23 protein-coding genes are annotated in these 22,591 nt (G+C 42.4%); 7 read left to right on the plus strand and 16 right to left on the minus strand.

The window, feature by feature from the left end; translation table 11 throughout:
* Positions 1–15: 15 nt before the first annotated feature.
* Together HCJ66_RS12280 and HCJ66_RS12285 are read right to left on the minus strand one after the other, a co-directional pair.
* Complete coding sequence (locus tag HCJ66_RS12280; protein ID WP_187133398.1) at positions 16–918, minus strand: carbohydrate ABC transporter permease; 903 nt, start codon at positions 916–918, stop codon at positions 16–18.
* A gap of 67 nt (positions 919–985) precedes the next feature.
* Positions 986–2,248: an extracellular solute-binding protein gene (locus HCJ66_RS12285; RefSeq protein ID WP_187133399.1), complete on the minus strand. Its 1,263-nt coding sequence runs from the start codon at positions 2,246–2,248 to the stop codon at positions 986–988.
* Positions 2,249–2,707: 459 nt separating this feature from the next.
* Between HCJ66_RS12285 and HCJ66_RS12290 the strand changes: the two genes are divergently transcribed.
* A complete protein-coding gene (locus tag HCJ66_RS12290; protein ID WP_187133400.1) occupies positions 2,708–3,619 on the plus strand; it encodes an ArsR/SmtB family transcription factor in 912 nt (303 codons plus the stop codon).
* A 383-nt stretch (positions 3,620–4,002) separates the two neighbouring features.
* Here the strand turns inward: HCJ66_RS12290 and HCJ66_RS12295 are convergent, their stop codons facing one another.
* The gene (locus tag HCJ66_RS12295) at positions 4,003–4,281 is read right to left on the minus strand and encodes an Fpa/YlaN family protein (protein ID WP_036067182.1); all 279 of its coding nucleotides are present in this window, start codon (positions 4,279–4,281) and stop codon (positions 4,003–4,005) included.
* 136 nt (positions 4,282–4,417) lie between these two features.
* Positions 4,418–4,720, minus strand: a complete 303-nt coding sequence (locus HCJ66_RS12300; protein WP_187133401.1) for a hypothetical protein — start codon at positions 4,718–4,720, stop codon at positions 4,418–4,420.
* 77 nt (positions 4,721–4,797) lie between these two features.
* On the opposite strand from HCJ66_RS12300, the gene HCJ66_RS12305 reads away from it, so the two are divergent.
* The gene (locus HCJ66_RS12305; protein WP_187133402.1) at positions 4,798–5,016 is read left to right on the plus strand and encodes a YlaI family protein; all 219 of its coding nucleotides are present in this window, start codon (positions 4,798–4,800) and stop codon (positions 5,014–5,016) included.
* A 38-nt stretch (positions 5,017–5,054) separates the two neighbouring features.
* Here HCJ66_RS12305 and HCJ66_RS12310 read toward each other — a convergent pair whose 3' ends face one another.
* The 3 genes from HCJ66_RS12310 to HCJ66_RS12320 all read right to left on the minus strand — a co-directional run bounded on the left by HCJ66_RS12310 (position 5,055) and on the right by HCJ66_RS12320 (position 9,007).
* On the minus strand, positions 5,055–5,966 hold the full coding sequence (locus tag HCJ66_RS12310) for a DUF5068 domain-containing protein (protein ID WP_187133403.1): 912 nt from the start codon (positions 5,964–5,966) through the stop codon (positions 5,055–5,057).
* A 147-nt stretch (positions 5,967–6,113) separates the two neighbouring features.
* Complete coding sequence (gene typA / locus HCJ66_RS12315) at positions 6,114–7,952, minus strand: translational GTPase TypA (RefSeq protein ID WP_181677918.1); 1,839 nt, start codon at positions 7,950–7,952, stop codon at positions 6,114–6,116.
* A gap of 278 nt (positions 7,953–8,230) precedes the next feature.
* Entirely contained in the window at positions 8,231–9,007 is a 777-nt protein-coding gene (locus HCJ66_RS12320; protein WP_187133404.1) for an inositol monophosphatase family protein, read from the minus strand.
* A gap of 133 nt (positions 9,008–9,140) precedes the next feature.
* Between HCJ66_RS12320 and HCJ66_RS12325 the strand changes: the two genes are divergently transcribed.
* The 3 genes from HCJ66_RS12325 (at position 9,141) to HCJ66_RS12335 (ending at position 11,807) form a co-directional block, all read left to right on the plus strand.
* Positions 9,141–9,758: a YktB family protein gene (locus HCJ66_RS12325; RefSeq protein ID WP_187133405.1), complete on the plus strand. Its 618-nt coding sequence runs from the start codon at positions 9,141–9,143 to the stop codon at positions 9,756–9,758.
* Between the two features lie 198 nt (positions 9,759–9,956).
* The gene (locus HCJ66_RS12330; RefSeq protein WP_187133406.1) at positions 9,957–10,901 is read left to right on the plus strand and encodes a magnesium transporter CorA family protein; all 945 of its coding nucleotides are present in this window, start codon (positions 9,957–9,959) and stop codon (positions 10,899–10,901) included.
* Positions 10,902–10,979: 78 nt separating this feature from the next.
* Positions 10,980–11,807 carry a hypothetical protein gene (locus HCJ66_RS12335; protein ID WP_187133407.1) on the plus strand — a complete coding sequence of 276 codons (828 nt, stop codon included), beginning with the start codon at positions 10,980–10,982 and terminating at the stop codon, positions 11,805–11,807.
* A gap of 42 nt (positions 11,808–11,849) precedes the next feature.
* Here HCJ66_RS12335 and HCJ66_RS12340 read toward each other — a convergent pair whose 3' ends face one another.
* From HCJ66_RS12340 to pdhA, 9 genes are all read right to left on the minus strand, one after another.
* Complete coding sequence (locus tag HCJ66_RS12340; protein WP_187133408.1) at positions 11,850–12,383, minus strand: DsbA family protein; 534 nt, start codon at positions 12,381–12,383, stop codon at positions 11,850–11,852.
* Positions 12,384–12,398: 15 nt separating this feature from the next.
* Positions 12,399–12,671: a UPF0223 family protein gene (locus HCJ66_RS12345; RefSeq protein WP_187133409.1), complete on the minus strand. Its 273-nt coding sequence runs from the start codon at positions 12,669–12,671 to the stop codon at positions 12,399–12,401.
* Positions 12,661–13,692 (minus strand): Rossmann-fold NAD(P)-binding domain-containing protein, encoded by a 1,032-nt coding sequence (locus HCJ66_RS12350; protein ID WP_187133410.1) that lies wholly within the window; start codon positions 13,690–13,692, stop codon positions 12,661–12,663. The genes HCJ66_RS12345 and HCJ66_RS12350 overlap by 11 nt, the downstream gene beginning before the upstream one ends.
* 40 nt (positions 13,693–13,732) lie before the next feature.
* Complete coding sequence (locus tag HCJ66_RS12355) at positions 13,733–14,047, minus strand: hypothetical protein (protein ID WP_187133411.1); 315 nt, start codon at positions 14,045–14,047, stop codon at positions 13,733–13,735.
* An 88-nt stretch (positions 14,048–14,135) separates the two neighbouring features.
* Positions 14,136–14,456 (minus strand): hypothetical protein, encoded by a 321-nt coding sequence (locus HCJ66_RS12360; protein ID WP_187133412.1) that lies wholly within the window; start codon positions 14,454–14,456, stop codon positions 14,136–14,138.
* Between the two features lie 120 nt (positions 14,457–14,576).
* Entirely contained in the window at positions 14,577–15,980 is a 1,404-nt protein-coding gene (gene lpdA, locus HCJ66_RS12365; RefSeq protein ID WP_187133413.1) for a dihydrolipoyl dehydrogenase, read from the minus strand.
* Positions 15,981–15,984: 4 nt separating this feature from the next.
* Positions 15,985–17,619: a dihydrolipoyllysine-residue acetyltransferase gene (locus HCJ66_RS12370; protein ID WP_187133414.1), complete on the minus strand. Its 1,635-nt coding sequence runs from the start codon at positions 17,617–17,619 to the stop codon at positions 15,985–15,987.
* 202 nt (positions 17,620–17,821) lie between these two features.
* Positions 17,822–18,799 (minus strand): alpha-ketoacid dehydrogenase subunit beta, encoded by a 978-nt coding sequence (locus HCJ66_RS12375; protein ID WP_036063350.1) that lies wholly within the window; start codon positions 18,797–18,799, stop codon positions 17,822–17,824.
* A 2-nt stretch (positions 18,800–18,801) separates the two neighbouring features.
* Positions 18,802–19,917 carry a pyruvate dehydrogenase (acetyl-transferring) E1 component subunit alpha gene (gene pdhA, locus HCJ66_RS12380; RefSeq protein WP_187133415.1) on the minus strand — a complete coding sequence of 372 codons (1,116 nt, stop codon included), beginning with the start codon at positions 19,915–19,917 and terminating at the stop codon, positions 18,802–18,804.
* An 837-nt stretch (positions 19,918–20,754) separates the two neighbouring features.
* Between pdhA and def the strand changes: the two genes are divergently transcribed.
* Together def and HCJ66_RS12390 are read left to right on the plus strand one after the other, a co-directional pair.
* On the plus strand, positions 20,755–21,306 hold the full coding sequence (gene def / locus HCJ66_RS12385) for a peptide deformylase (RefSeq protein WP_187133416.1): 552 nt from the start codon (positions 20,755–20,757) through the stop codon (positions 21,304–21,306).
* Positions 21,307–21,588: 282 nt separating this feature from the next.
* Complete coding sequence (locus HCJ66_RS12390; RefSeq protein WP_187133417.1) at positions 21,589–22,584, plus strand: ThiF family adenylyltransferase; 996 nt, start codon at positions 21,589–21,591, stop codon at positions 22,582–22,584.
* The last annotated feature ends 7 nt before the right edge of the window (positions 22,585–22,591 follow it).

The raw sequence follows: 22,591 nt of genomic DNA on the forward strand, positions 1-22,591 counted from the left end.
TCCATCCCCTCGTCGTTAGTTTTTATTCCGCAAAAAGAAAAATTGAATCGCAGAAACAACCATGATACATAATCCAAGAATCACTGCCATCGCGGACGCAATCCCAGCAATCGATTGTCCCGTACCAAACGCATTTTGCTGAATATACATCAATAATACCGACGTCGAACCAGACGGACCACCTTTTGTCAGCATCAGCGGTTGTCCATATACGTTAAACTGTGCGATCGTCGTCATCACAACGGTGTACAATAACTGCGCGCGAATACTTGGTAGCGTAATCCGGAAGAATTTTTGCACAGAAGTGGCGCCATCGATTTCCGCTGCCTCATAAAAATCCTTCGAAATCCCGTTTAGCGCGGCCTGATAAATAATCATATTCCCACCGATACACCACCAAACCGTCACAATCACAAGCGTCATCCATGCATAAGGTTGCGTCCCGACCCAGTTTACCGACGTGCCCAGAAATTGATTAATCGGACCGAAACTCACATTAAACATCAAGCCCCAAATAATGATAACCGCCGAAATCGCGAACAACGATGGCAAATAAAACAGCGATTGAAACAGCTTATTTAGCCTCGGTTTTGCGTTTAATGCGCTGGCCAACAACAACGGCACAATAATACAAAATGGCACGGTCAGCACGACGAAAATGAAGGTATTTCGCAACCCATTATGTAATTGCTCATAAAAAGTCGAATCTTTCTGAAACAAAATTTCGCGATAATTATCAAAACCGACAAAATCTGGCGTCCCAATCAAATCCCAGTCCGTAAAAGAAATATAAATTCCGTAAACAACAGGAACGAGAAAGAAGATCAAGAAAATAATTAAATGTGGACCTGCGAACAACCAAGGTGTGAATTGCCATTTCCTCTTTTTATACGTTATCGTTTTAGCGTTTGCTTCCATTTCCATCACTCCCAATCTTTCATCTTAAGACTCGAGGACACGAAAATCCCCAAGTCTCTTTTTCGATTTATTTATTGGATTTATCTTTAGCTATCTTATCTTCCACCGCTTTTTGCATGTCCGCCAAGCCTTTATTCACCGGCGTTTTTCCGAAGATAATGTCATTCCCGTTCGCATCCAGTTGCTCGGAAACGTAACCATTATACTTATAATCAAAAATCTTCAGCGACTTCTGCTCGGCCGGATTAAGCAACAAGAATGATTGCGGCATTTCTTTGTAAGTCGGATCTTCCACGATCTTCAGAGACGCTGGATTTTGACCTGACTTCGCCCATTCCAGTGAGTTATCTTGCACCCAATCAATGAATTTCAGCGCGCCTTCTGTTTTTTCTTTCGAGCGCCCTTCGCTGTTAAACATCGTAAATTGATGCGAGCTAGACCAGTTCACCATCTTATTTTTATCCTCACTCAACTGCGGCGCGTTCGTGATTCCCCAATCGAACTTGGCATCTTTCGCATTATTTTGCATCCAAATTCCCTCTGGCGCGAATATCACTTTCCCAGCGATGAATTTTTGGAAGTAATCCTCGCCGTCCTTCGTTGTGATACCGCCTTTATACATGTCTTTCCAAAGGTTAAACGTATCTTTCGCCCGCTGATTATCAAGCGTCGGATCCACACCATTCTCCGTTAACTTCCCGCCATTCTGCGCATATAACGATAAGAACACCGGTTTCACCCAACTCACCGACACCGCATCAATTTTGTCTTTTTTAGCAAGTTCCCCCGCCGCTTTTATCTCATCAAAAGTAACGACGTCATCATCAAGCGCGTTCGGAGCATATTTTTTCACTAAATCTTTGTTGTAGTACATAATAAAGGAGTGAATATCAAGCGGCACACTGTATCGTTTGTTATCTATTTGACCAATATTCCAAGCTTCCGGCACATAATTCTCCGCCTTCATATCTGGAAAATCAGCTAAGTAATCGTCATATGTCATCAGCATATCGTTGTCTACATACTGCTTAATACGTTCAGCGTGCACAATCGTCAAATCAGGAATATTCTTACCAGAGTTTACAACCGTCGGAATTTTCGTGTACATATCCCCCTCTTTTAGAGATATATTTTTGACTTTGAACTCCGGATTTGTTTTATTGTAAGCGTCCACCATTTTTTGCATATTCGCGCCATCCGGACCAGTAAATGGATTCCAGAAAATGATTTCCTTACTTTTGGCAGTGTCCTTCGCATCACTAGAACCACCGCACGCAGCCAATCCAGCGACCAATAACAACATACAAACAAGACCTAACATTTTTTTCATTTTAAATTCCTCCCTATTTGTTGAGGCTCTTAGAAAACGTACTTTGTTTTCTTAGAGCCTCAATATGCATGCGAGCAAAGCGAGCATGTAATCCCCCAGCGGTTCTTAGACACCAAACCCAGAACAACCTCTGCGCTAACCTACCACCACCTTGTGAAAAACTCCTCACCCATCTCACACTTCTAAATCCAACTATCCATTCACATTATCCACACAAAATGTAAACGCCTACATAAAATATTTAAAAAAGAAGCTCTTTAGTTAACCTTTAAGTAAATTAATAACTAAACTTCTTTTATATTTTTACTATAATTCACTAAAATTTTATTGTCAACACTTTTAGTTCTTTTGATAGCAATTTTATGTTATGATAAACTAACAGGTTCACTAAACAGATTTACATCTAATTTATACTCTATTTAATCTATCGAATCATTAACTAAAGGAGGATTTTTTTACATGCAATTAGATATTTCCAAAGATTCCATTCACGTTTACGAAGCCCTTGCCAGCGACACTAGAATTCAAATTTTGAACCTACTTTCACAAAGTTCGATGAATATTAAGGAGCTCGCACACGCTTTACATATGAGTAGCGCCATCATCACGCGACACATCAATCAACTCGAAAACGCCAAATTAATCCGCACAGAAAAAATACCTGGAAAATCTGGCATCCAGAAAATTTCCAAGCTCGTCGTAGATAAGATTGAGATTACATTCCCGACCACCATTTACCCTAATTTTAAGATGCGCTCCTTAGAATTACCAGTGGGCCATTACACAGACTATAACGTCACACCAACGTGCGGACTGGCATCTAGCAAAGACTTCATCGGTCATGTAGACGAACCAAAATACTTCATGGACGCCCGGCGTATGGAAGCCCAAATCATCTGGTTCACACAAGGCTACCTAGAATACAAAGTTCCAAACCCCCTGCAAAAAGAAGAACAAATAGAGCTGCTCGAGATTAGTTTCGAAATCGCCTCCGAGTTTCCCTATTCCAACAACGTCTGGCCCTCCGACATCTCTTTCTACCTAAACGGCCACACACTTGGAACATGGACCTGCCCAGGCAATTTTTCCGATATCCGCGGCAAATACACACCAAGTTGGTGGGAAGACTCTAACAGCCAGTACGGCCTCTTCAAAACCATTCGCATATCCAAACACGGCACCCATTTTGATGGAGACATATTATCCGAGCTAACCTTGGACGATTTAGACATAACTGAAGAACTCCTTACATTCCGGATAGCCGTTGAAAAAGACGCAAAGAATATTGGCGGGACAACGATATTTGGTAAGGGATTTGGGAACCATCAGAAGGACATGGAGTTTAAGTTTTATTATTCATCGAAGTGCTGAAACGGCCCGTTAGGCTCCGAAAAAAACTGGAGCGGCCGCAAGAAAAAGCCGCTCTTGCTTTTTGTGGAGGGCGTGAAGTTTTCGAGGAGTTGGCCGTTGAAGCCGGATCCCGGAGGCGCCAAACATGACGCCGAACAAAGTCCACGCTGAATCTGACTCCATATAAAACCAAAACCATCCCGCTCACTCGCCTTTTATTCGGTTTAGCATTTAATCCAGATTCCCCGTGCCAGACCCACCAATGGATTACATGCTCGCTCTGCTCTCATGCATATTGGGGTTCTAACTCAGCATAATACGCTTCATAAGAATCCCAACAACAAACCAACACCCCTCCCGACGCATCACAATCTCACGTCAAGAGGGGTGTTCTATATCTATATTTACTTACTAGTCGACAATTCATGTAATACGGAAAGCTCTTTCTCAAGCGTGCTCAACAAGCTCTTCCCTTCCGCTCTGTCAATCAAGCCTAATCTCACCGCAAAATTTATCTCGCGCGATAAGCCGTACATTTGGGTATCTAAAACTTCTTCGTAGGCTGGACATTGAGGTAAAGTCAGGTTATCCATCTGCACCTTAATTAACTGCAAAATTCTTTTCGCATCTTCTTTAAGAAGAGTAATTGCCTCTTCTCTGTGATCGATTTGTTTATTTGTCATCACAGAACCCCCCATTCAAAACACATCTACATGCGCTTCATTAATCTATTTCCATCAAAACTGTAATTTTGCGAATTTTATCCTCTTTAGTATAGCATATTTTTTTCACCATGTAACCTGATATCCTAACAATTTTTTAAGATAACCACATGACAGTCATTAGATACATAAAAACGAAGAAGCATAGGCTCAGCGGGATCGATAAATAGATAATAATCCTATCAAAAAACTGAAAATGCCTCTTGAACGACCTGAAAAAAGCAATCGACATCATGACAACATAGCCAATAATCAGAGCAAACGCAATGCCAAACGCCAAGTAAAAGTTATCAAACCAGTAAACCGCTTGCTGAACAAATACCAACGCTAAAAAAGCTACTACTGATGCCAATAAAGTAATCACCATCTCTTTATGCCCCGCCTTTTTCTCTATCACCATTTCTAAAACCTCCGTTAGTATACCAATGTTTATCTTTCATTTTTTTCATGCTATAATAAAATCACGAGGTGAACGCAATGAAGGCACAATGTATTTTATGTGAGACAATTGATGAACTAGATGATAAGAAATTTAAAACGAAACAACTACGCAATAAACCGATTCGTATGTATCTTTGCCCTGAATGTGAAGGTCGTATTGCTGAAAAAACGGTAGCTCGAATCAATTCTGGTAAATTTGAATTTCATAAGCCAAAAACGAAAAGCTTTATTGAAAAACCCGCTAAACATGAATAGCGGGTTTTTGTTTGTACTCCATCCTAATTTGAAATACCTTATTCCGTAATCCGGAAATCCAAATCGATCGCTTTCGTCGTTTTTGTCGGCAATGCTTTTTCTGCGAAGTCATTCGGATTTGGCACTACTAGCTTGGTCAGATGCACAAGCGTGTAGTAGTTTTGCTTATTCAGCATATAGGTAATCGCGCCTTCTCGTTTTGATTTCGCTGGGAACATATTATGCGCGGACGGACTGCCTGTTAATTGATAGGCTGTTGGCACGAAGTTTTCTAGACTGGCACCTTTGGAAATGCCGCCACCATTGATTTGAATACGCTCTGCTAAATAGTTGATGTTGCTCGCTGTCGTATTTTCAACAATCACGTCAGCCGTTACCACAAAGCCATCTTGATTAGCTAAATAGGATTCTGGACTATAAGGATCCATTTTTTTATTAGCTCCTGTTACGCTTTCCAACTTGTATTGCTTCACCGTTACTTTTAACGGGCCAAAATCAGCTGTTTGAGGTGTTGTATTTAAGTAGACTAACGATACTGTTCCGCCTGTTTTCGGTGCTACTGCGGATTGTTTAAAGCCATCTGCACTCAAAGAAAAGGCTACTGTCGTGGCGGTTGCCGCAGGTTTCTTCGCAGTTTCCGTTTTTGGTGTTTCTACTTTCTGATCAGGCGTTGTCGCTTCTTCCTCTTTCACCTGTGTATCCTCTGTCGCCGGCGCATCTTCCTCCGTTGTTACTTCTTCTTTATCTTGTTTTGCCTCTGTTTTCTCTTTGGTATCCTCGCTAGAATTCACATCTTGCTTTGCCGTATCGGTCTCTTTCGTTACTTGTTTCTCCTCTGTTTTCGGCGTTTGCTCCTCCGATTCCGAGCTTTTCGAGTCAGCCCCCGAACCACAAGCTGACAATCCAAAAACCATCACACTCATTGTGCCTACCATCAGTAATTTCTTCATGCAAATCCCCTCCTTCTTTCACGTCTTTCCTTAAAAGAATTATACCAAAAAAACCGTCATATTACAATCATGTTACAAAAATAATTAAGTAGATGAAATTTTCAACAACTAAAAAAAGCCGTCCAACAAAGGACGACTCTCCATGATTTATTCAGATACTTTTGTACGTTTCGCTGCCTTTTCACGTTCGTTTTTGTTCAAGATTTTCTTACGCAAACGAATGCTTTCTGGCGTTACTTCGCAATACTCGTCATCATTTAGGAATTCTAGTGATTCTTCAAGTGTTAATGTACGAGGTTTTTTGATAACGTTTGTTTGGTCTTTATTCGCTGAACGAATATTTGTCATTTGTTTCGCTTTTACGATATTTACTGCGATATCGCCGTCACGGTTATTTTCCCCAACGATCATACCTTCATAAATATCTGTACCTGGTTCAACAAAGATAGTACCGCGATCTTCTACTTGCATTGTTCCGTAAGTAGTTGATTTACCAGTTTCCATCGATACAAGAACACCACGGCTACGTCCACCGACACGACCTTTTTGCATTGGTTGGTAAGAATCGAATGTGTGGTTTAGGATACCATAACCACGAGTCATCGATAGGAATTCCGTTGTGTAACCGATAAGCCCACGTGATGGTACTAGGAAAATCAAGCGAACTTGACCAGAACCGTCATTGACCATATCAGCCATTTCACCTTTACGCAAACCGATAGATTCCATGATGCTACCAACATATTCTTCAGGAGTATCAATTTGTACGCGTTCCATTGGCTCACATTTCACGCCATCGATTTCGCGGATGATAACTTCTGGTTTAGATACTTGTAATTCGTAACCTTGACGACGCATGTTTTCAATTAGAATTGATAGATGCAACTCACCACGGCCAGATACAACCCAAGCGTCTGGTGAAGAAGTTGGGTCAATACGTAAACTTACATCTGTTTGTAGCTCAGATAGTAAACGTTCTTCAATTTTACGGCTTGTTACGTGTTTACCTTCACGACCAGCGAACGGACTGTTGTTCGTTACAAAAGTCATTTGCAAAGTAGGCTCGTCAATACGCAAAATTGGCAGGGCTTCTTGGTGATCGTCTGGTGTTACTGTTTCCCCAACGAAGATATCTTCCATTCCAGAAACGGCAACGAGATCGCCGGCTTTTGCATGTGTAATTTCAACGCGCTTAAGACCTAAGAAACCGAACATTTTGGTTACGCGGAATTTCTTCACGCTACCGTCTAGTTTCATCAAGGCAACCGATTGACCAACTTCCATTGTTCCACGGAAGATACGACCGATACCGATACGACCAACGTAGTCATTGTAATCAAGTAAAGATACTTGGAATTGCAAAGGCTCGTCGCTGTTATCCACAGGCGCTGGTACGTTATTGATGATTAAGTCAAAAATAGGATCCATTGTTTCTGTTTGATCTTCCACTTTATCGCTTAATGAACTTGTTCCATTAACTGCCGCAGCGTATACAACTGGGAATTCCAATTGATCTTCGTCTGCACCAAGTTCGATGAATAATTCTAAAACTTCATCTACAACTTCTGCTGGACGCGCTGATGGGCGGTCAATTTTGTTTACTACTACAAGTGGTGTTAAATGTTGCTCTAGTGCTTTTTTCAGTACGAAACGCGTTTGTGGCATTGTACCTTCATACGCATCAACGACTAGGACAACACCGTCAACCATTTTCATAATACGTTCTACTTCCCCACCGAAATCGGCATGTCCGGGAGTATCTAAAATATTGATATGCACACCGTTATGATTGATGGCAGTATTTTTCGCAAGAATTGTAATACCACGCTCTTTTTCAATGGCATTGCTATCCATCGCACGCTCAGCTACTTGCTCGTGATCGTTGAAAGTTCCTGACTTACGTAAAAGTTGGTCCACCAATGTAGTTTTACCATGGTCAACGTGGGCAATAATAGCGACGTTACGAATATCTTCTCTTAATTTCAAAATGTTTCCTCCTAATATTAAATTACCTTCTCGAAACTGGCACGTGAAACCCTGCTCAGTTGCTCAAAAATGGCCTAACTAAAGTCAAGCGCTCTTCATATATGGTAATACGACTTAGCTACCAGAGCCAAAAGAAAGAGGAAAATTGGCTTATTTTCCCCGTTTCTGGATCGTTTAGTTTTAATCAACTTTCCAATTATAGCACATTTTCTTGGGTTTAGCACGATTTTTATTCCATAAAATGAAATTTAGCTGGGCGCGCGAGGCATTCCCGTTTTTCAGCGGCTATAGTCACGCAAAATCTCGGCATGAACACCAGGGCTCGCAACGAATGAATCGCCTTTTTCGGTGATTACCATCTCAGAGCCGTCCACGCGTGTCACGATGGCGTCTACTTCCTCAGCTATAATTTTTCCAGCGCCGATGTCCCATGGTGATAGATTGGCGCTCACATAAGCGTCTGCGCGTCCTGTTGCCACTGCCATGTACTCAAGTGTCGCCGCGCCGTATAAACGCAATCCGCGAGCCGCTTGGATGACCGGGAGCATGTGTGGGAATTTGCGAACCGACGCCGTATTGATAATCACGAGAGAATCTTCCAGTTTGTTATCGGTCGCAAGTTTTGGAATCTTCACATCGTTCACGAAAGCACCTTCTCCGCGCTTAGCAAAGTAGAATTCACCACCGACGATATCGTATATATACGCCAGTTCCCCGACGCCTTCTTGGTAAATACCGAGCGAAATCGCAAAATTCCGTTTCTGTTCGACGAAATTCACCGTACCGTCAATCGGATCAAGCACCCAAACAATACCTTCTAAACTCGTGATTTCTTCGCCGTACCCCTCTTCGCCAAGCAAGCGATGTCCCGGGAAATGAGCCGCAATTTTCTCCGCAAAATAATGTTCTGTTGCTTTATCGACATTCGTCACCAAATCATTGCGATCCGATTTCGCCTCGACTTCAATATTAGATTGTTCGAGCGCCATAAAAATCCGATTTCCCGCTTCCTCCAACCATTCCCGCGCTAGTTGATCGATTTTCTCCAGTACCATCTTCGCACCACTCCTTCATTTTGTTTCTTATTTTTCCTAGCTTATCATAATTTCAAGCTAAATACAGCCTCTACGACTCGTTTTTACGTTATAATGAAAGGAGCGCCTATTTTTACGAAAGCGAGGAATCTTAATGACTTTTACAAAAAATGATTTTAAAGCAATGCAAACACCAGGGCTCGAGGACCGGATGGAAGCGATTCAAACACAGATTCAGCCTAAATTTCGCGAAATCGGCGAGGGGCTTGCTACTTATTTAAGTGCTAAAACAGGAACGGAGATGTTTCTGCATATTGCGCGTCACGCCCGCCGTTCGGTGAATCCGCCTGATAGTACGTGGCTTGCGGTTGCTAATAATAAACGCGGCTACAAAAAACATCCGCATTTCCAAGTCGGGATTTGGGATGAATACGTCTTTATTTGGCTTGCTTTCATCTATGAAACGGAGAACCGTCAAATCGTCGTGCATAATTTCCTAGAAAATCTGGATCAGCTGGAAAACTTGCCAGCGAACTTTTCGATTTCACCAGATCATACGGAAAAACCGACAAGCCTTATCCAAAATACAGATTTAACTAAGATTCTAGAGCGATTCCGCGATGTGAAGAAGGGTGAATTTATGGTTGGCCGTATTTTCAAACCTGGTGATGCTGCCTTGAAAAGTGATGCTTCGTTTACAAAAGAACTCGAAAAAACGGTGGACTTGTTGCTACCACTTTACGATATGAGTTTTGAAATGCAAGAAATTTAGCAGTAACCATGTACAAAACAGCTAAATCTCTGTATAATGATGAAGTTGTGATTATTTGAGAAAAAGGAGTTGAGCACCATGAAAACGAGTATCGCGCCGAGTGAACCAGATCCGCATCAGAGGTCATGCAAGGATTCGAGCCATGGCTTGCAACAGCACTCCATTTGGCTGAATCCTTAGAAAAGGAGGAATACGCCTATGCATCAAATTTTCAAATCGAACGAAGCTGGTAAATTAGAAGAATTAGAGAAACCAGAGCGCAATTGTTGGATTAACATCGTGGCGCCGTCATCGGAAGAAATTAATCAGATTGCCGACCAGTACGGGGTTCCGCTTGAGTTTCTCGAAGATCCACTAGATAAAGATGAAAGTGCACGGATTGAACGGGATGACGATACGGAAGCTATCCTGATTATTTGTGACTTTCCGATCGTGGATGAGGACGATATTCACTATGCGTCTTTTGAAACGATTCCACTTGGGATGATTATGACGAAGGATTATTTTATCACGATTTGCACGATTGACTCATCGATTATTCAGTCCTTCATTAAAAATCGGATAAAAGGCTTTTTTACGCACATGAAAACGCGTTTTGCCTTGCAAATATTGTATATGATTTCGACGCAATTTCTCCGTCACTTGAAGCGGATGAGTCGTCAAACGGATGATATTGAGAAAGAGCTTCACGAATCGATGAAAAACAAGCAACTTTACGATTTAATGGGGATTGAGAAAAGTTTGGTTTACTTCCTGACCGCCCTCAAATCGAACAAGCTGGTGCTCGACAAAATGATGCGCCAACATATCGTGAAGATGTACGAGGAAGATCAAGATTTACTGGAAGATGTTATTATTGAAAACCGGCAAGGGATTGAGATGGCTGAAGTTCACTCGAATATTTTGAGTGGGATGATGGATGCCTACGCGTCGATTATTTCGAATAACATGAATATCGTGATGAAATTCCTGACCTCGTTTACGATCATTTTGACGATTCCGACGATGGTGTTTAGTTTTTACGGGATGAACGTAAGATTGCCATTATCTGATATTCCTATTGCCTGGGTACTCGTCATCTGTATTTCGTTTGGAATCGCTGGGATACTCGGCTTTGTCTTTTGGAAACGGAAATTTTTCTAACTTTAAACCACTTTCTACTACGGAAGGTGGTTTTCTTATGCCAAAATCGGGAAAACCCTTAGCAAAGAGGTGAAAGTAATGAATGCTAAATTTATGGTTATTCCAGTTGTTTTTAGTGCGCTGCTTCTCGCAAGTTGTGGCGGTTCTTACTCCTCAGATAGTTCGGATAGTTCCAATTCTTACGGTAGCAGCAACAATAACTACGGCAAAACCACCAATGACATGAACAAAAATGATATGAGCAGCAGCACAAAAACGCCAACACTCACGCAAAAAGATGTTTTGGCAACGGTAAAATCGAAACTCAGCTCTGATGTTGTCGTAATGCTCCCAAAAGCGATTCCACTCTCTTCTGATAAACATTACCTGAGCGCGAAAACGAGCGATTCATCGGATGCCTATCAAGTCGTTTTTTACGAAACAAAGGCTCCTATTTCGGTGAATAGTTCTGACTTGAAAGATACGTCTAAAGCGACCCCGATTGCCACGATTTCTGGAAAAATGTATGCGACAGAAGAAGCCGCAGCAGAGGCAACTGGCCACATGAATGACGTCAATACAGGCGTGAACGGTGTCGACCTCGGTTCTGGTATTACTGGTTATTCTGACGCTGGTGCCGGCTCTACTTTTCTCAATTGGGCGGAAGGTCGTTGGAGCATGGGCGTTCGCAACACAACGAGCGCAGATCCGCAAGATTCCATTGTCCTCGCTAAAAAGGTCGTCGCCGTGCTTGAAAAAGAAACGCTTCCCGCGCCACATCAAGTTGGTGGTATGAAGCTTGAGGCCGCTCCAAACAAGGCGGAAGGCAATATTATTAGCTGGCAGGACGGAAAAACAGATTATACGGTGAGCGATTTTGCTGATCCACTAGACGGTGTTCACATCACGACAAGTTTTACCGAATAAAAATAAGCGGCGACCCCAAATCTGGAGGCCACCGCTTATTTTTTATTCTTTCCCTGCTTCTTCTAAAATCAGTTTTTCCAACTCTTCCGGTGAAATATGTTCATCAAAAATATGTTCTCCGATAATCACAGTTGGTACCAGACGGATGTTGGCAGCATTTGCTTCTGCGATTATTTTCTCCGCTTGTTCTTTGTTATCTTGTTTGGAAAGCCCTAACTCATCTTCTGCAAAATTCGCCACTTCTTCGTGCGTCAAAGAACCCCAAAGATCTTGTCTCGCGTATACTTCGTCTAAAATCTCAAGCGTTTGCTCTGGCGCTGCGTAATCTAGATAGTGGTGTATAACATTCCCTCGTTGCAACGATTCTTTCTCCTTATCAAACGGCTTCACAATAAGCTCAATGCGACCAGAGTCCAAATAACGGCTAATCACATCACGCGATTTTTCATGCCATTCGCGGCAAAACGGACAACGCACATTCACAAATGAAATCACTTTCACCGGCGCGTCACTCTTCCCAATATGAATCCCTGCTTCTGTTCCTACATTACTTGCAATAATTTCACTAATATCCATCTTAAAAATTCCTCCTTATGGTTGCATTTTGATTTTGCTTGTCGTTGCGTTTTTCACGAGTTGCATGACGCGATAGGCCGAATATCCGCTCGCCTTTTCGAACTCTTTACCTAGGCTTTTTTCTTCACCAATCGAGCGCACGACTTGCTTAAAATCACTATATTTTACTTTTATTTCCGATGTGTCAATGCCAACTTCATAAGCTTTCTCAACGGCTTGATAAAAGTTAATAACGGTCGCCATCTCGTCTTTTGACCAGTCTAAATTAATCGGATAACTATACTCCACGTTTCGTCCCTCCCTCATTTGGCAATCCTGCTAGCACAGCTTCTTCTAGCGCTTTAACAACGATTGCTAGCTGTTTTTGCTCGGAATCTGAAAGTGTTAATGGAACGGTTGTCTTCACACCAGCGGCTCCGATGACTGCTGGAATACTGATAAAACCAGCCGCCATTCCGAATTGATTCTGCACATAGACACCAACTGTCAAAATCATTCGTTCATCTTCCAAAATGATTCGCGTAAGCTCTACCAACGCAAGCGAGATGCTGTAGTCAAACAAACGATTCTCAGCTAATGGCTCACTCGGCAATTCCTTCATCTGCGTCACGATTGGTTGCCACTTATCGAAGGAATAGCGTTCTGGCTCCTCCATGATATAACTCAAAATCGGGCGACCACCGATATAGGCGCGACTCCAGGCTGGGACACCTTTTTCTAGCGTACTCCCAATCATATACGCATGGACATTTTTGGCGTTAACCTGAAAATGGCGTCCCAATTCCCATTGCAGAAAAGACGTATCGAGCATCGTTCCGAGCGCAATAATTTTTTCGGCTGCAAGGCCTGAGAACTTCATCACCCAATGAGCAACCACCTCACTCTGCGGCGTCGCGACAACACAAATCCCCTGAAAACCAGTTTCCATCCATTGATTCACAAACTTGCGAACAACCGATGAAGCTTGTTGCATATTCTCAGCCTCTGCAAACGGATCATGCGTGAAGACAATCACCGCCGCATTCCGACATTCTGTAAAACCACCTGATGTTAGCATTGTTTTTGGCCTGAAATAAGCGCTGTACCCGATATCTTTCAAAACCTGCGCCTTCTTATCTGTAACAAGGCACATTTCCACATGTAGCTGTTGGTTCATCATCGCAAAAGCATAACTAGTGCTTAACTTATTGTTCCCGATAATCGCAATTTTTTTCTTATCTATTGCCAAACCCGCCTCACGCTCCCTCTTCTCATGCGTCTTCCTCATTTTATCATGAAAACCGCGACGATTGAAATATTGTGATTGCAAAAAAGCATCGACTCTACAACGCGCAGAATCAATGCCCAGACTATTCCTCTTCGTTTTCTAAAGCGATGCGCCGATTTTTCCGTATGTAGTGTGTTGCGATACAGAAAAACGTTGGTAACACATGGCTCACAATGCATAGCAAGATGATTTCCAGCACTGATTTCTGGATCATTCCGCTCGTCAATTTGATAAAACCGGTAATTGGTGTTTCTAGAATTTGTATCACGGATTTCATGCCACCTGTATCGTGCATATGGTGGAAAAAACCGATGACAAAAGCAATAATCGTTAGAATAAAGCAAATTCCCGATATCACATATGCTAACCAAAATAGCGCGCGTTTCCATGTCCCCATTTTTTCACCTGATTCTTCTCGTATTTTATGTGCCTATTCTTGTTCTATTCTACTCCTTTTGCTATGTAAAATCACACAAAAACAACTTTTAGTGAAGAAAGCGGCTGTTTTCGTGCGTTTCGAGATAATCTTTTTTCAGGAAATGCGTTGCAACACAGAAAAAAGCTGGCATCAAATAACTGATAATAATCGCAAACAACATCGACCAAACGGGGCTTGTTAAGTGAATAGCAAAAATCGCTGGATCCGTCACTGGACTCGCTAAAATCCGCAAAACAGCACGCCAACTATCGGTTTCATGCATATGAACAATAAAACCGTGCACAATATTCACCACAAAACCGAGAAAGAAAATCGCCGAAAAACCGTAAACAATACCAAAAATAATTTTTTCAATCTGCTTTTTCATTTTTACACCTGGATTCTTTTATTTTATGTCTTTATCATACTACTTTGTTCTGTTTTTCACAACAACTACATGCATAGGTAAAACGCTATCCGGAATGTTCCCCAGATAGCGTCATTATTTTTACATATGAATTGGACGACCTAGCGCAAGTTCTGCAGCTTCCATTGTTAACTCGCCTAATGATGGGTGAGCGTGAATAGTAAGCGCGATGTCTTCTGCTGTTACGCCTGTTTCGATTGCAAGTCCGATTTCTGAGATGATATCAGATGCATTCATTCCTGCAACTTGAGCACCAAGGATAAGTCCGTCTTCTTTGCGTGTTACGAGACGTACGAAACCTTCTGGAGCGTCAAGGGATAGGGCACGACCGTTACCGCCAAATGGGAATTTCGCAGCTTTTACGTCGAAGCCTTTTTCTTTTGCTTCTTTTTCTGTCAAACCAACTGTTGCTAACTCTGGATCACTGAAAACGACTGCTGGTAGAGCTGTGTAGTCATTTTCAGATGCTTCGCCAGCGATTGCTTCAGCGGCAACTTTTGCTTCGTAGCTTGCTTTGTGGGCAAGTGGAACACCAGGAACGATGTCACCGATAGCAAAAACGTTAGAAATATTTGTGCGACCTTGTTTGTCAACTTCGATCAAACCACGTTCGCTTAATTTCACGCCTAGTTGTTCTAAGCCGATATCGTCTGTATTTGGACGACGACCTACTGTTACTAATACGTAGTCTGCTTCAACGGTTTTTGTTTCGCCGCCAGCTTCGTACGTTACTTTTACGCCGTTTTCCGTTTCTTCGGCAGATTTCGCCAAAGCTTTTGTTACGATTTCCACGCCTTTACCTTTAAGGTTGCGTTTTACAAGGGAAATCATATCTTTTTCGTACGTTGGCAAAATTTCTGGTCCGCCTTCCAGGATTGTTAACTCTGTTCCAAGGTTAGCGAATGCGCCACCAAGTTCCGTACCGATGTAACCACCGCCGATTACGACAAGTTTTTTCGGTACTTCTGTAAGAGCTAGCGCGCCTGTTGAGCTAAGAACACGTTTGCCGAATTTGAATCCTGGAATCTCGATTGGACGAGAACCAGTTGCGATAATGACATTGTTGAACGTATAAGTTTGCGCTGATTCTGGGTGGATAACTCGCAAGGAGTGCTCATCAACGAAGAAAGCTTCTCCTTCTAACATTTCCACTTTATTCTTTTTAAGCAAGCCTTTTACGCCTGTTGTTAATTTACTAACGACAGAACCTTTCCATTCTTGCGCTTTTGTGAAGTCTAGGTTCACGCCATCCGCTGTGATACCCATGTTATCGGAATGTTTCGCTTCAGCAAAGCGGTGACCAACTGTGATCAAAGCTTTGGAAGGGATACAACCAACGTTTAAACAAACGCCGCCGTAATGTTCTTTCTCGATAATTGTTACTTTTTGTCCTAATTGTGCTGCGCGAATTGCCGCAACATATCCGCCGGGTCCTGCACCGATTACGATGGTGTCTCTTTCTTCTGGAAAATCGCCTACTACCATTTTTTTACGCCTCCATTAGTAAAAGTTCTGGGTCATTTAATAACCGCTTGATATTGTTCATAGCCTTTTGAGCTGTTGCGCCGTCGATTACGCGGTGGTCGAAGCTTAGAGATAGAGCAAGTACTGGTGCTGCTACGATTTCACCGTCTTTAACGATTGCTTTTTCTGCGATACGACCTACACCTAAAATGGCAACTTCAGGGTAGTTGATAACTGGTGTAAACCATTGTCCGCCAGCTGATCCGATATTTGAGATAGTAGAAGAACCGTGACGCATTTCTTCACCTGTCAATTTACCGTCGCGTGCTTTTGTAGCTAATTCGTTAATTTCGTTGGAGATTGCAAAAATCGATTTTTTGTCAGCGTCTTTGATAACTGGTACGTAAAGACCGTGATCTGTATCTGCTGCAATACCGATATTGAAATAATGTTTGTAAACTAGTTCATCTGTTGCATCGTCAAGTGTCGTGTTGAGCACTGGGAACTCACGCAATGTGTTTACTAGCGCTTTTACCATGTAAGGTAGGAAAGTAAGTTTGATGCCTTTTTCAGCTGCTACGTCTTTGAAACGTTTACGGTGAACCATCAAAGCAGAAACTTCGATTTCGTCCATCAACGTTACGTGTGGCGCAGTGTGTTTCGAGTTAACCATTGCTTTCGCGATAGCTTTACGAGTTGGTGTTAATTTCTCGCGTGATTCTGGGTATGTTCCGCCGCTAACAACTGGTGCTGCTTTTGCTGCTGGTTTCGCCACTGCAGTTTCTTGTGATGCCGCTGCTGGAGCTGCTTCACTTGCTACTGCTGCTGTGTCGCCATTTAGGAATGCATCAACGTCTGCGCTAAGAACGCGGTTGTTTTTGCCTGATCCTGCAACTTGACGGATGTCTACGCCTTTTTCACGGGCATATTTACGTACAGATGGCATCGCGATAACTAGACCGTTTGGATCTTTTTGCGATGATGGTGTGCCGTTTCCACCTGATACTGGAGCTTGTGCTGCGTCGTTGTTTGCAAGTTTCGCAGTGTCAGCTGGAGATTCTGGAGTAGAAGAGTGATCGGCTGTTGCTTCGCCTTCAAAGTCGCCCTCGAACGTGATTAGCGCTTGACCAACTGTTGCTACTACGCCTTCGCCAACCAAAATGTCTTTTACAGTTCCCGCTACAGGAGATGTAATTTCTTCGACAGATTTATCGTTTTGAACTTCAAAAATTGTCGCGTCTTCTTCAATTTGATCGCCTGGTTTAACGAACCATTTCACGATTTCGCCTTCATGAATTCCTTCACCAATGTCTGGTAATTTGAATTCGTAAATGCCTTTTCCGCCTGCTGGTGCTGCCGGAGCCGCTGCGGGTGTAGATGCTGGTGCTGCTGGCGCTTCTTCAGCGTCATTTTCGTGACCTTCAACACCATCAAACGTAATTAAAACTTGTCCAACTGTTGCTACAACGCCTTCACCGACAAGGATTTCTTTGACAGTTCCTGATACGGGAGATGTAATTTCTTCAACGGATTTGTCATTTTGAACTTCAAAAAGGGACGCGTCTTCTTCAATCTTATCGCCTGGTTTTACGAACCATTTGACGATTTCTCCTTCATGTATACCTTCACCAATGTCCGGTAATTTAAATGAATATGCCATTTTTTAAAAGCCTCCTGTTAATGTTGTGGCTCTTACGAAGCGTACTTTGCTAAGTTAGAGCCTCAATATGCATGAGAACGAAGTGAGCATGTAATCCACGTACTTCGCTCGCCATGTTTGGTATCTTTGGATCTAATTTCAAGAGCAAAGTGAGCATGTAATCCATCCTCACCGGTCTCATGTTTTTCTTCTATAACTTTTCTTAGAAAGCAAGTACTTCTTTCACACGCTCAACAATATCGTTATGGTTTGGTAACCAAACTGTTTCTGCTTGGGCGAATGGGAAGACGCTGTCTGGTGCTGTAACACGCATCACTGGTGCTTCTAGTGAAAGGATGGCGCGGTCGTTGATTTCAGCGATAACGTTAGCAGCGATTCCTGCTTGTTTTTGTGCTTCTTGAACGACTACTACGCGGTTTGTTTTCTTAACGGAAGCGATGATTGTGTCTACATCCAACGGGCTAATTGTACGAAGGTCGATAACTTCAACGGATACGCCTTCTTTTTCTAGTTCTTCAGCTGCTTTCACAGATTCTTGAACCATGGCACCGTATGTGATCACAGAAACGTCTGTACCTTCACGACGAACGGCTGCTTTGCCGATTTCGATTGTGTACTCGCCTTCTGGAACTTCTTGACGGAATGAGCGGTATAATTTCATGTGCTCTAAGAAAATAACTGGATCGTTATCGCGGATTGCTGAGATCAAAAGACCTTTTGCATCGTATGGTGTTGACGGGATAACAACTTTTAGACCTGGTGATTGTGCCATTAGGCCTTCCAAGTTATCCGCGTGAAGTTCAGGTGTATGAACCCCACCACCGAACGGCGCGCGAATTGTGATTGGTGCAGTACGTGTGCCACCAGTACGGTAACGCATACGTGCCATTTGACCAGCAACAGAATCCATTACTTCAAAAACGAAACCGAAAAATTGAATTTCAGGAACTGGGCGGAAACCTTCTAGCGCAAGACCGATAGCAAGACCACCGATACCTGATTCTGCAAGCGGCGTATCGAATACACGGTCTTCGCCAAACTCTGCTTGAAGTCCTTCAGTAGCACGGAAAACCCCGCCGTTATTACCTACATCTTCACCGAAAACTAATACGTTCTCGTCATTTCTTAGTTCTACTGCAAGCGCATCTGTAATCGCTTGAATCATTGTTTTTTGCGCCATGATTATTTCGACTCCTTCGCTTCAAAAATTGCCAATTGCTCTTTGATTGGAGCTGTTGGTGTTTCGTACATATTTTTAAGAAGATCTGATACTTTTTGTTTTGGTGTAGCGTCAGCTTCTTTGATAGATACTTTAATTTCTTCTTTAGCTTGTTCGATTACTGCGTTTTCTTTTTCTTCGTTCCATAGACCTTTAGCTTCTAGGAAAGTACGGAAACGCACGATTGGATCTTTTAATTCCCACTCGCCATCAAGCTCTTTTGTACGGTAACGCGTTGGATCATCACCTGAAAGTGTATGTGGACCATAACGGTAAGTCATTGTTTCGATTAGCGTTGGGCCATCGCCTGCAACTGCACGATCACGCGCAAATTTCGTTACAGCGTATACTGCTAGTGGATCCATGCCGTCTACTTGAACGCCTGGGATACCTGCTGCAACTGCTTTTTGAGCAAGTGTTGCTGCTGCTGATTGTTTTTCGCGTGGTGTTGAGATTGCGAACATATTATTTTGAACAACGAAGATTGCTGGAGCTTTATAGGCACCGGCGAAGTTCATACCTTCGTAGAAATCACCTTGTGAAGAACCGCCGTCACCTGTATATGTGATGACAACTGCGTCTTTTTTACGTTTCTTAAGTCCTAAAGCAACGCCGGCAGCTTGTACGATTTGTGCACCAATGATGATTTGTGGAGATAGAACGTTTAAGTCGTCTGCGAATTGATTTCCGACAAAATGTCCACGTGAGAATAGGAAAGCTTTCGTTAATGGAAGGCCGTGCCAGATCATTTGTGGAACGTCACGGTAACCAGGAAGCACGTAATCCGCTTTTGTTAACGCGTAGTGACTTGCTAGTTGCGATGCTTCTTGTCCAGCTGTTGGCGCGTAGAAACCTAGGCGACCTTGGCGGTTCAAGGAAATCGAACGTTGGTCAAGCACACGAGTCCAAACCATACGTGTCATTAATTCTACTAATTGCTCGTCTGTTAAGTCGGGCATCAAGTCAGGATTAACAACCTCTCCTTTTTCATTTAAAATTTGTACCAATTCGAATTGATCGGCAACAGCTTGAAACTGCTCTTTTACATTTACTACAGTCTTCTTTGTTTTAGAAGCCATCGTGTAATCTCTTCCCTTCTGATTTTGAAATATTTTTAAGAATTGAATGCGCAATCATTTGATATTTTCTACTACAGCTACTGTAGCAAAATTTGGGCTTGTCAAGCAAGCAATACAATGACTGGTTCGCTACTCAATTTTCCTAGCTGGATTCGTGTATTATTCGGCTATTTGCAAAAAATGGTTCCAACAAAATGCTCTATCCTCTTCTTTATTCCCATCTCTAGGAACTGAAAACATGCTTTTGGGATGAGTTTGTGAAAAAAGATACGAAATACCTTCACATTCACAAATTCACCTTGCTTCATGTTTATTGTTAAGAATTGTGCTTCGCTGTTATATTTTTAGCTCACCTTATTATTAATACACCAATCGTCCTCTTTAATTTACACCATCATTCCAGTTTCGTCAACAGCTTAAGCTTACTTTATTTTATTGCAATTACAAGGCTTCACATCAAATCATTCGCTTTCAAAAACTGTATTAGAAATCGAGTTTTGAAATATAAACTGTTATATAATAAAGCAAAGATGGCTTAGGCTTGCTCTTTCGAATTTTATTTAAACGAAGCTTCATTTGTTTGTGATTTCACAAACAAATGAATTCATGTAACAGTTAAACATAGCGAACAATATCTATGCTATCATTTTAAACGTTCGTCTTTTCTTAGCTATATTTTAACATAAAATTTATTTTGACAACGACACTTTCCCTTCGTTATCGCTTTATTCAGATGTTATTTTTCAAGCTAACCACAATCGGAAGTAAAATCCATTCCCAACGCGCGCTTTTTTTGGTAAAATGAAGATAAGTTTAATAAGAACAGGAGCGAAAAAAATGCTTACAATGGATGATATAGTCCGTGAAGGTGACCCTGTTTTGCGCGCTGTCGCAGAGCCTGTCACTTTCCCATTATCGGATGAAGATAAGAAAACCGGTCAAAAGATGTTAGAATTTCTGATTAATAGTCAAGATCCCGAAATTGCTGAAAAACATGAATTACGTGGTGGTGTTGGTATTGCTGCACCGCAAATTGCTGTTTCGAAGCGCTATATCGCGATTCATGTGCATGATGATAATGATCGTCTATACAGCTATGTTCTGTACAACCCTAAAATCCGTAGTCATTCTGTTGAAAACGCGTGCTTAGGCGGCGGCGAAGGTTGTCTTTCGGTTGATCGTGAGGTTCCAGGTTATGTTGTTCGTCATGCTCGTGTGACGGTGGAAGCTTTTGATGAGAACGGGAAGCCCCTTAAAATACGTTTGAAGGATTATCCTGCGATTGTTGTGCAGCATGAAATTGATCATTTGAATGGGATTATGTTTTACGATCATATCAATAAGCAGAATCCATCGTATTTGCCACCAGACGTGACGATTTACGAATAATAGTACAGAATAAAAGCAATTTGAGCTGCTCGGTAGGCTCGAATTGCTTTTTTATTTGCGTATAATTGATTTCTCATGGATGAGCATCCTCTTTGGTTGGATTATTCTCGCCAGTGGTATCTTGTTACTAAGAAAGACGAAAAGGTAAAATTTCCAATAATAACGATTACTATGTTCTCTGTTGAAGCACTTTTTACTGATTAGAAGGAGCTGTCTTATCATTTTTACAGCTTCTACAGCGTTTTTCTGGTAAAATAGAAGAGCAGAAAGCGGGTGTTTCAGATGGAGCGTTATGATCGGCAAATGCGAGTTGCGCAGATTGGAAAGTCAGGTCAGAAAGTATTGCAAGCGAGTAGTATTCTTATTATTGGAGTTGGCGCGATTGGCACGTATGCCGCAGAGATTGCGACACGGATGGGTTTTGGACGGCTAATTTTGGTGGATCGGGATTTTGTGGAGCTTTCTAATTTACAGCGGCAAACTTTATTTACGGAAGAGGACGCGACGCAAAAAGAGGCGAAAGCGTGGGCGGCGGCGAAGGCGTTGCGCGCGATTAATCGGGATATTCAGATTGAGTTCTTGGTGGATGATGCCAATGCGGTGTCGTTGTTGCCTTATGCGGGGAATGTGGATGCGGTTTTGGATTGTACGGATAATTTTGCGACGCGGCGTTTTTTGAATCAATGGTGCTTGGAGCAGCGAATTCCGTGGATTTTTGCTTCGTGTGCGGGGACGTTTGCGAATGTGATGCCGATTATTCCTGGTGAAACGGCTTGCTTGCATTGTTTAATGGAGAAGATGCCACTTTTTAATGAAACGAGTTGTGATATTATCGGAGTTCACGGGGCGCTTATTCCGATGCTGGCAGGGCTTCAAGTCTCACTTTTGACGAAATTATTACTCGGGGAGCGTCACACGGCTTATTATCAGTTGGATAATTGGGAGATGACGTTTCAGAAGTTTGGTGTGACGCGGAATCTGGATTGTGCCGTTTGTGTTCATGGAGAGAAGCCAGAGACGGTCTTTTCAAAACAGCCGATGTTGCTTTGCGGGCGTGATACCGTACAATTTCAGATTGGTTCGGCGATTCATTTTGACGAGTTCGAGAAGGTCCTTCGCAAGCAAGATATCCTGAGTAACGCGAATCGATTTGTTCTTACTTTTACTTTTCAAGATTATGATTTTACAGTTTTTCAGAATGGGCGTGTGTTGGTGCACGGAACCGATGATTTAATGGTCGCTAAGAAGCAGTATCAGCACTTTTTTAATGAAATTTGAGGAGGCG

The sequence above is a fragment of the Paenilisteria portnoyi genome (assembly GCF_014322795.1).
In the GTDB taxonomy this organism is placed as follows: domain Bacteria; phylum Bacillota; class Bacilli; order Lactobacillales; family Listeriaceae; genus Listeria_A; species Listeria_A portnoyi.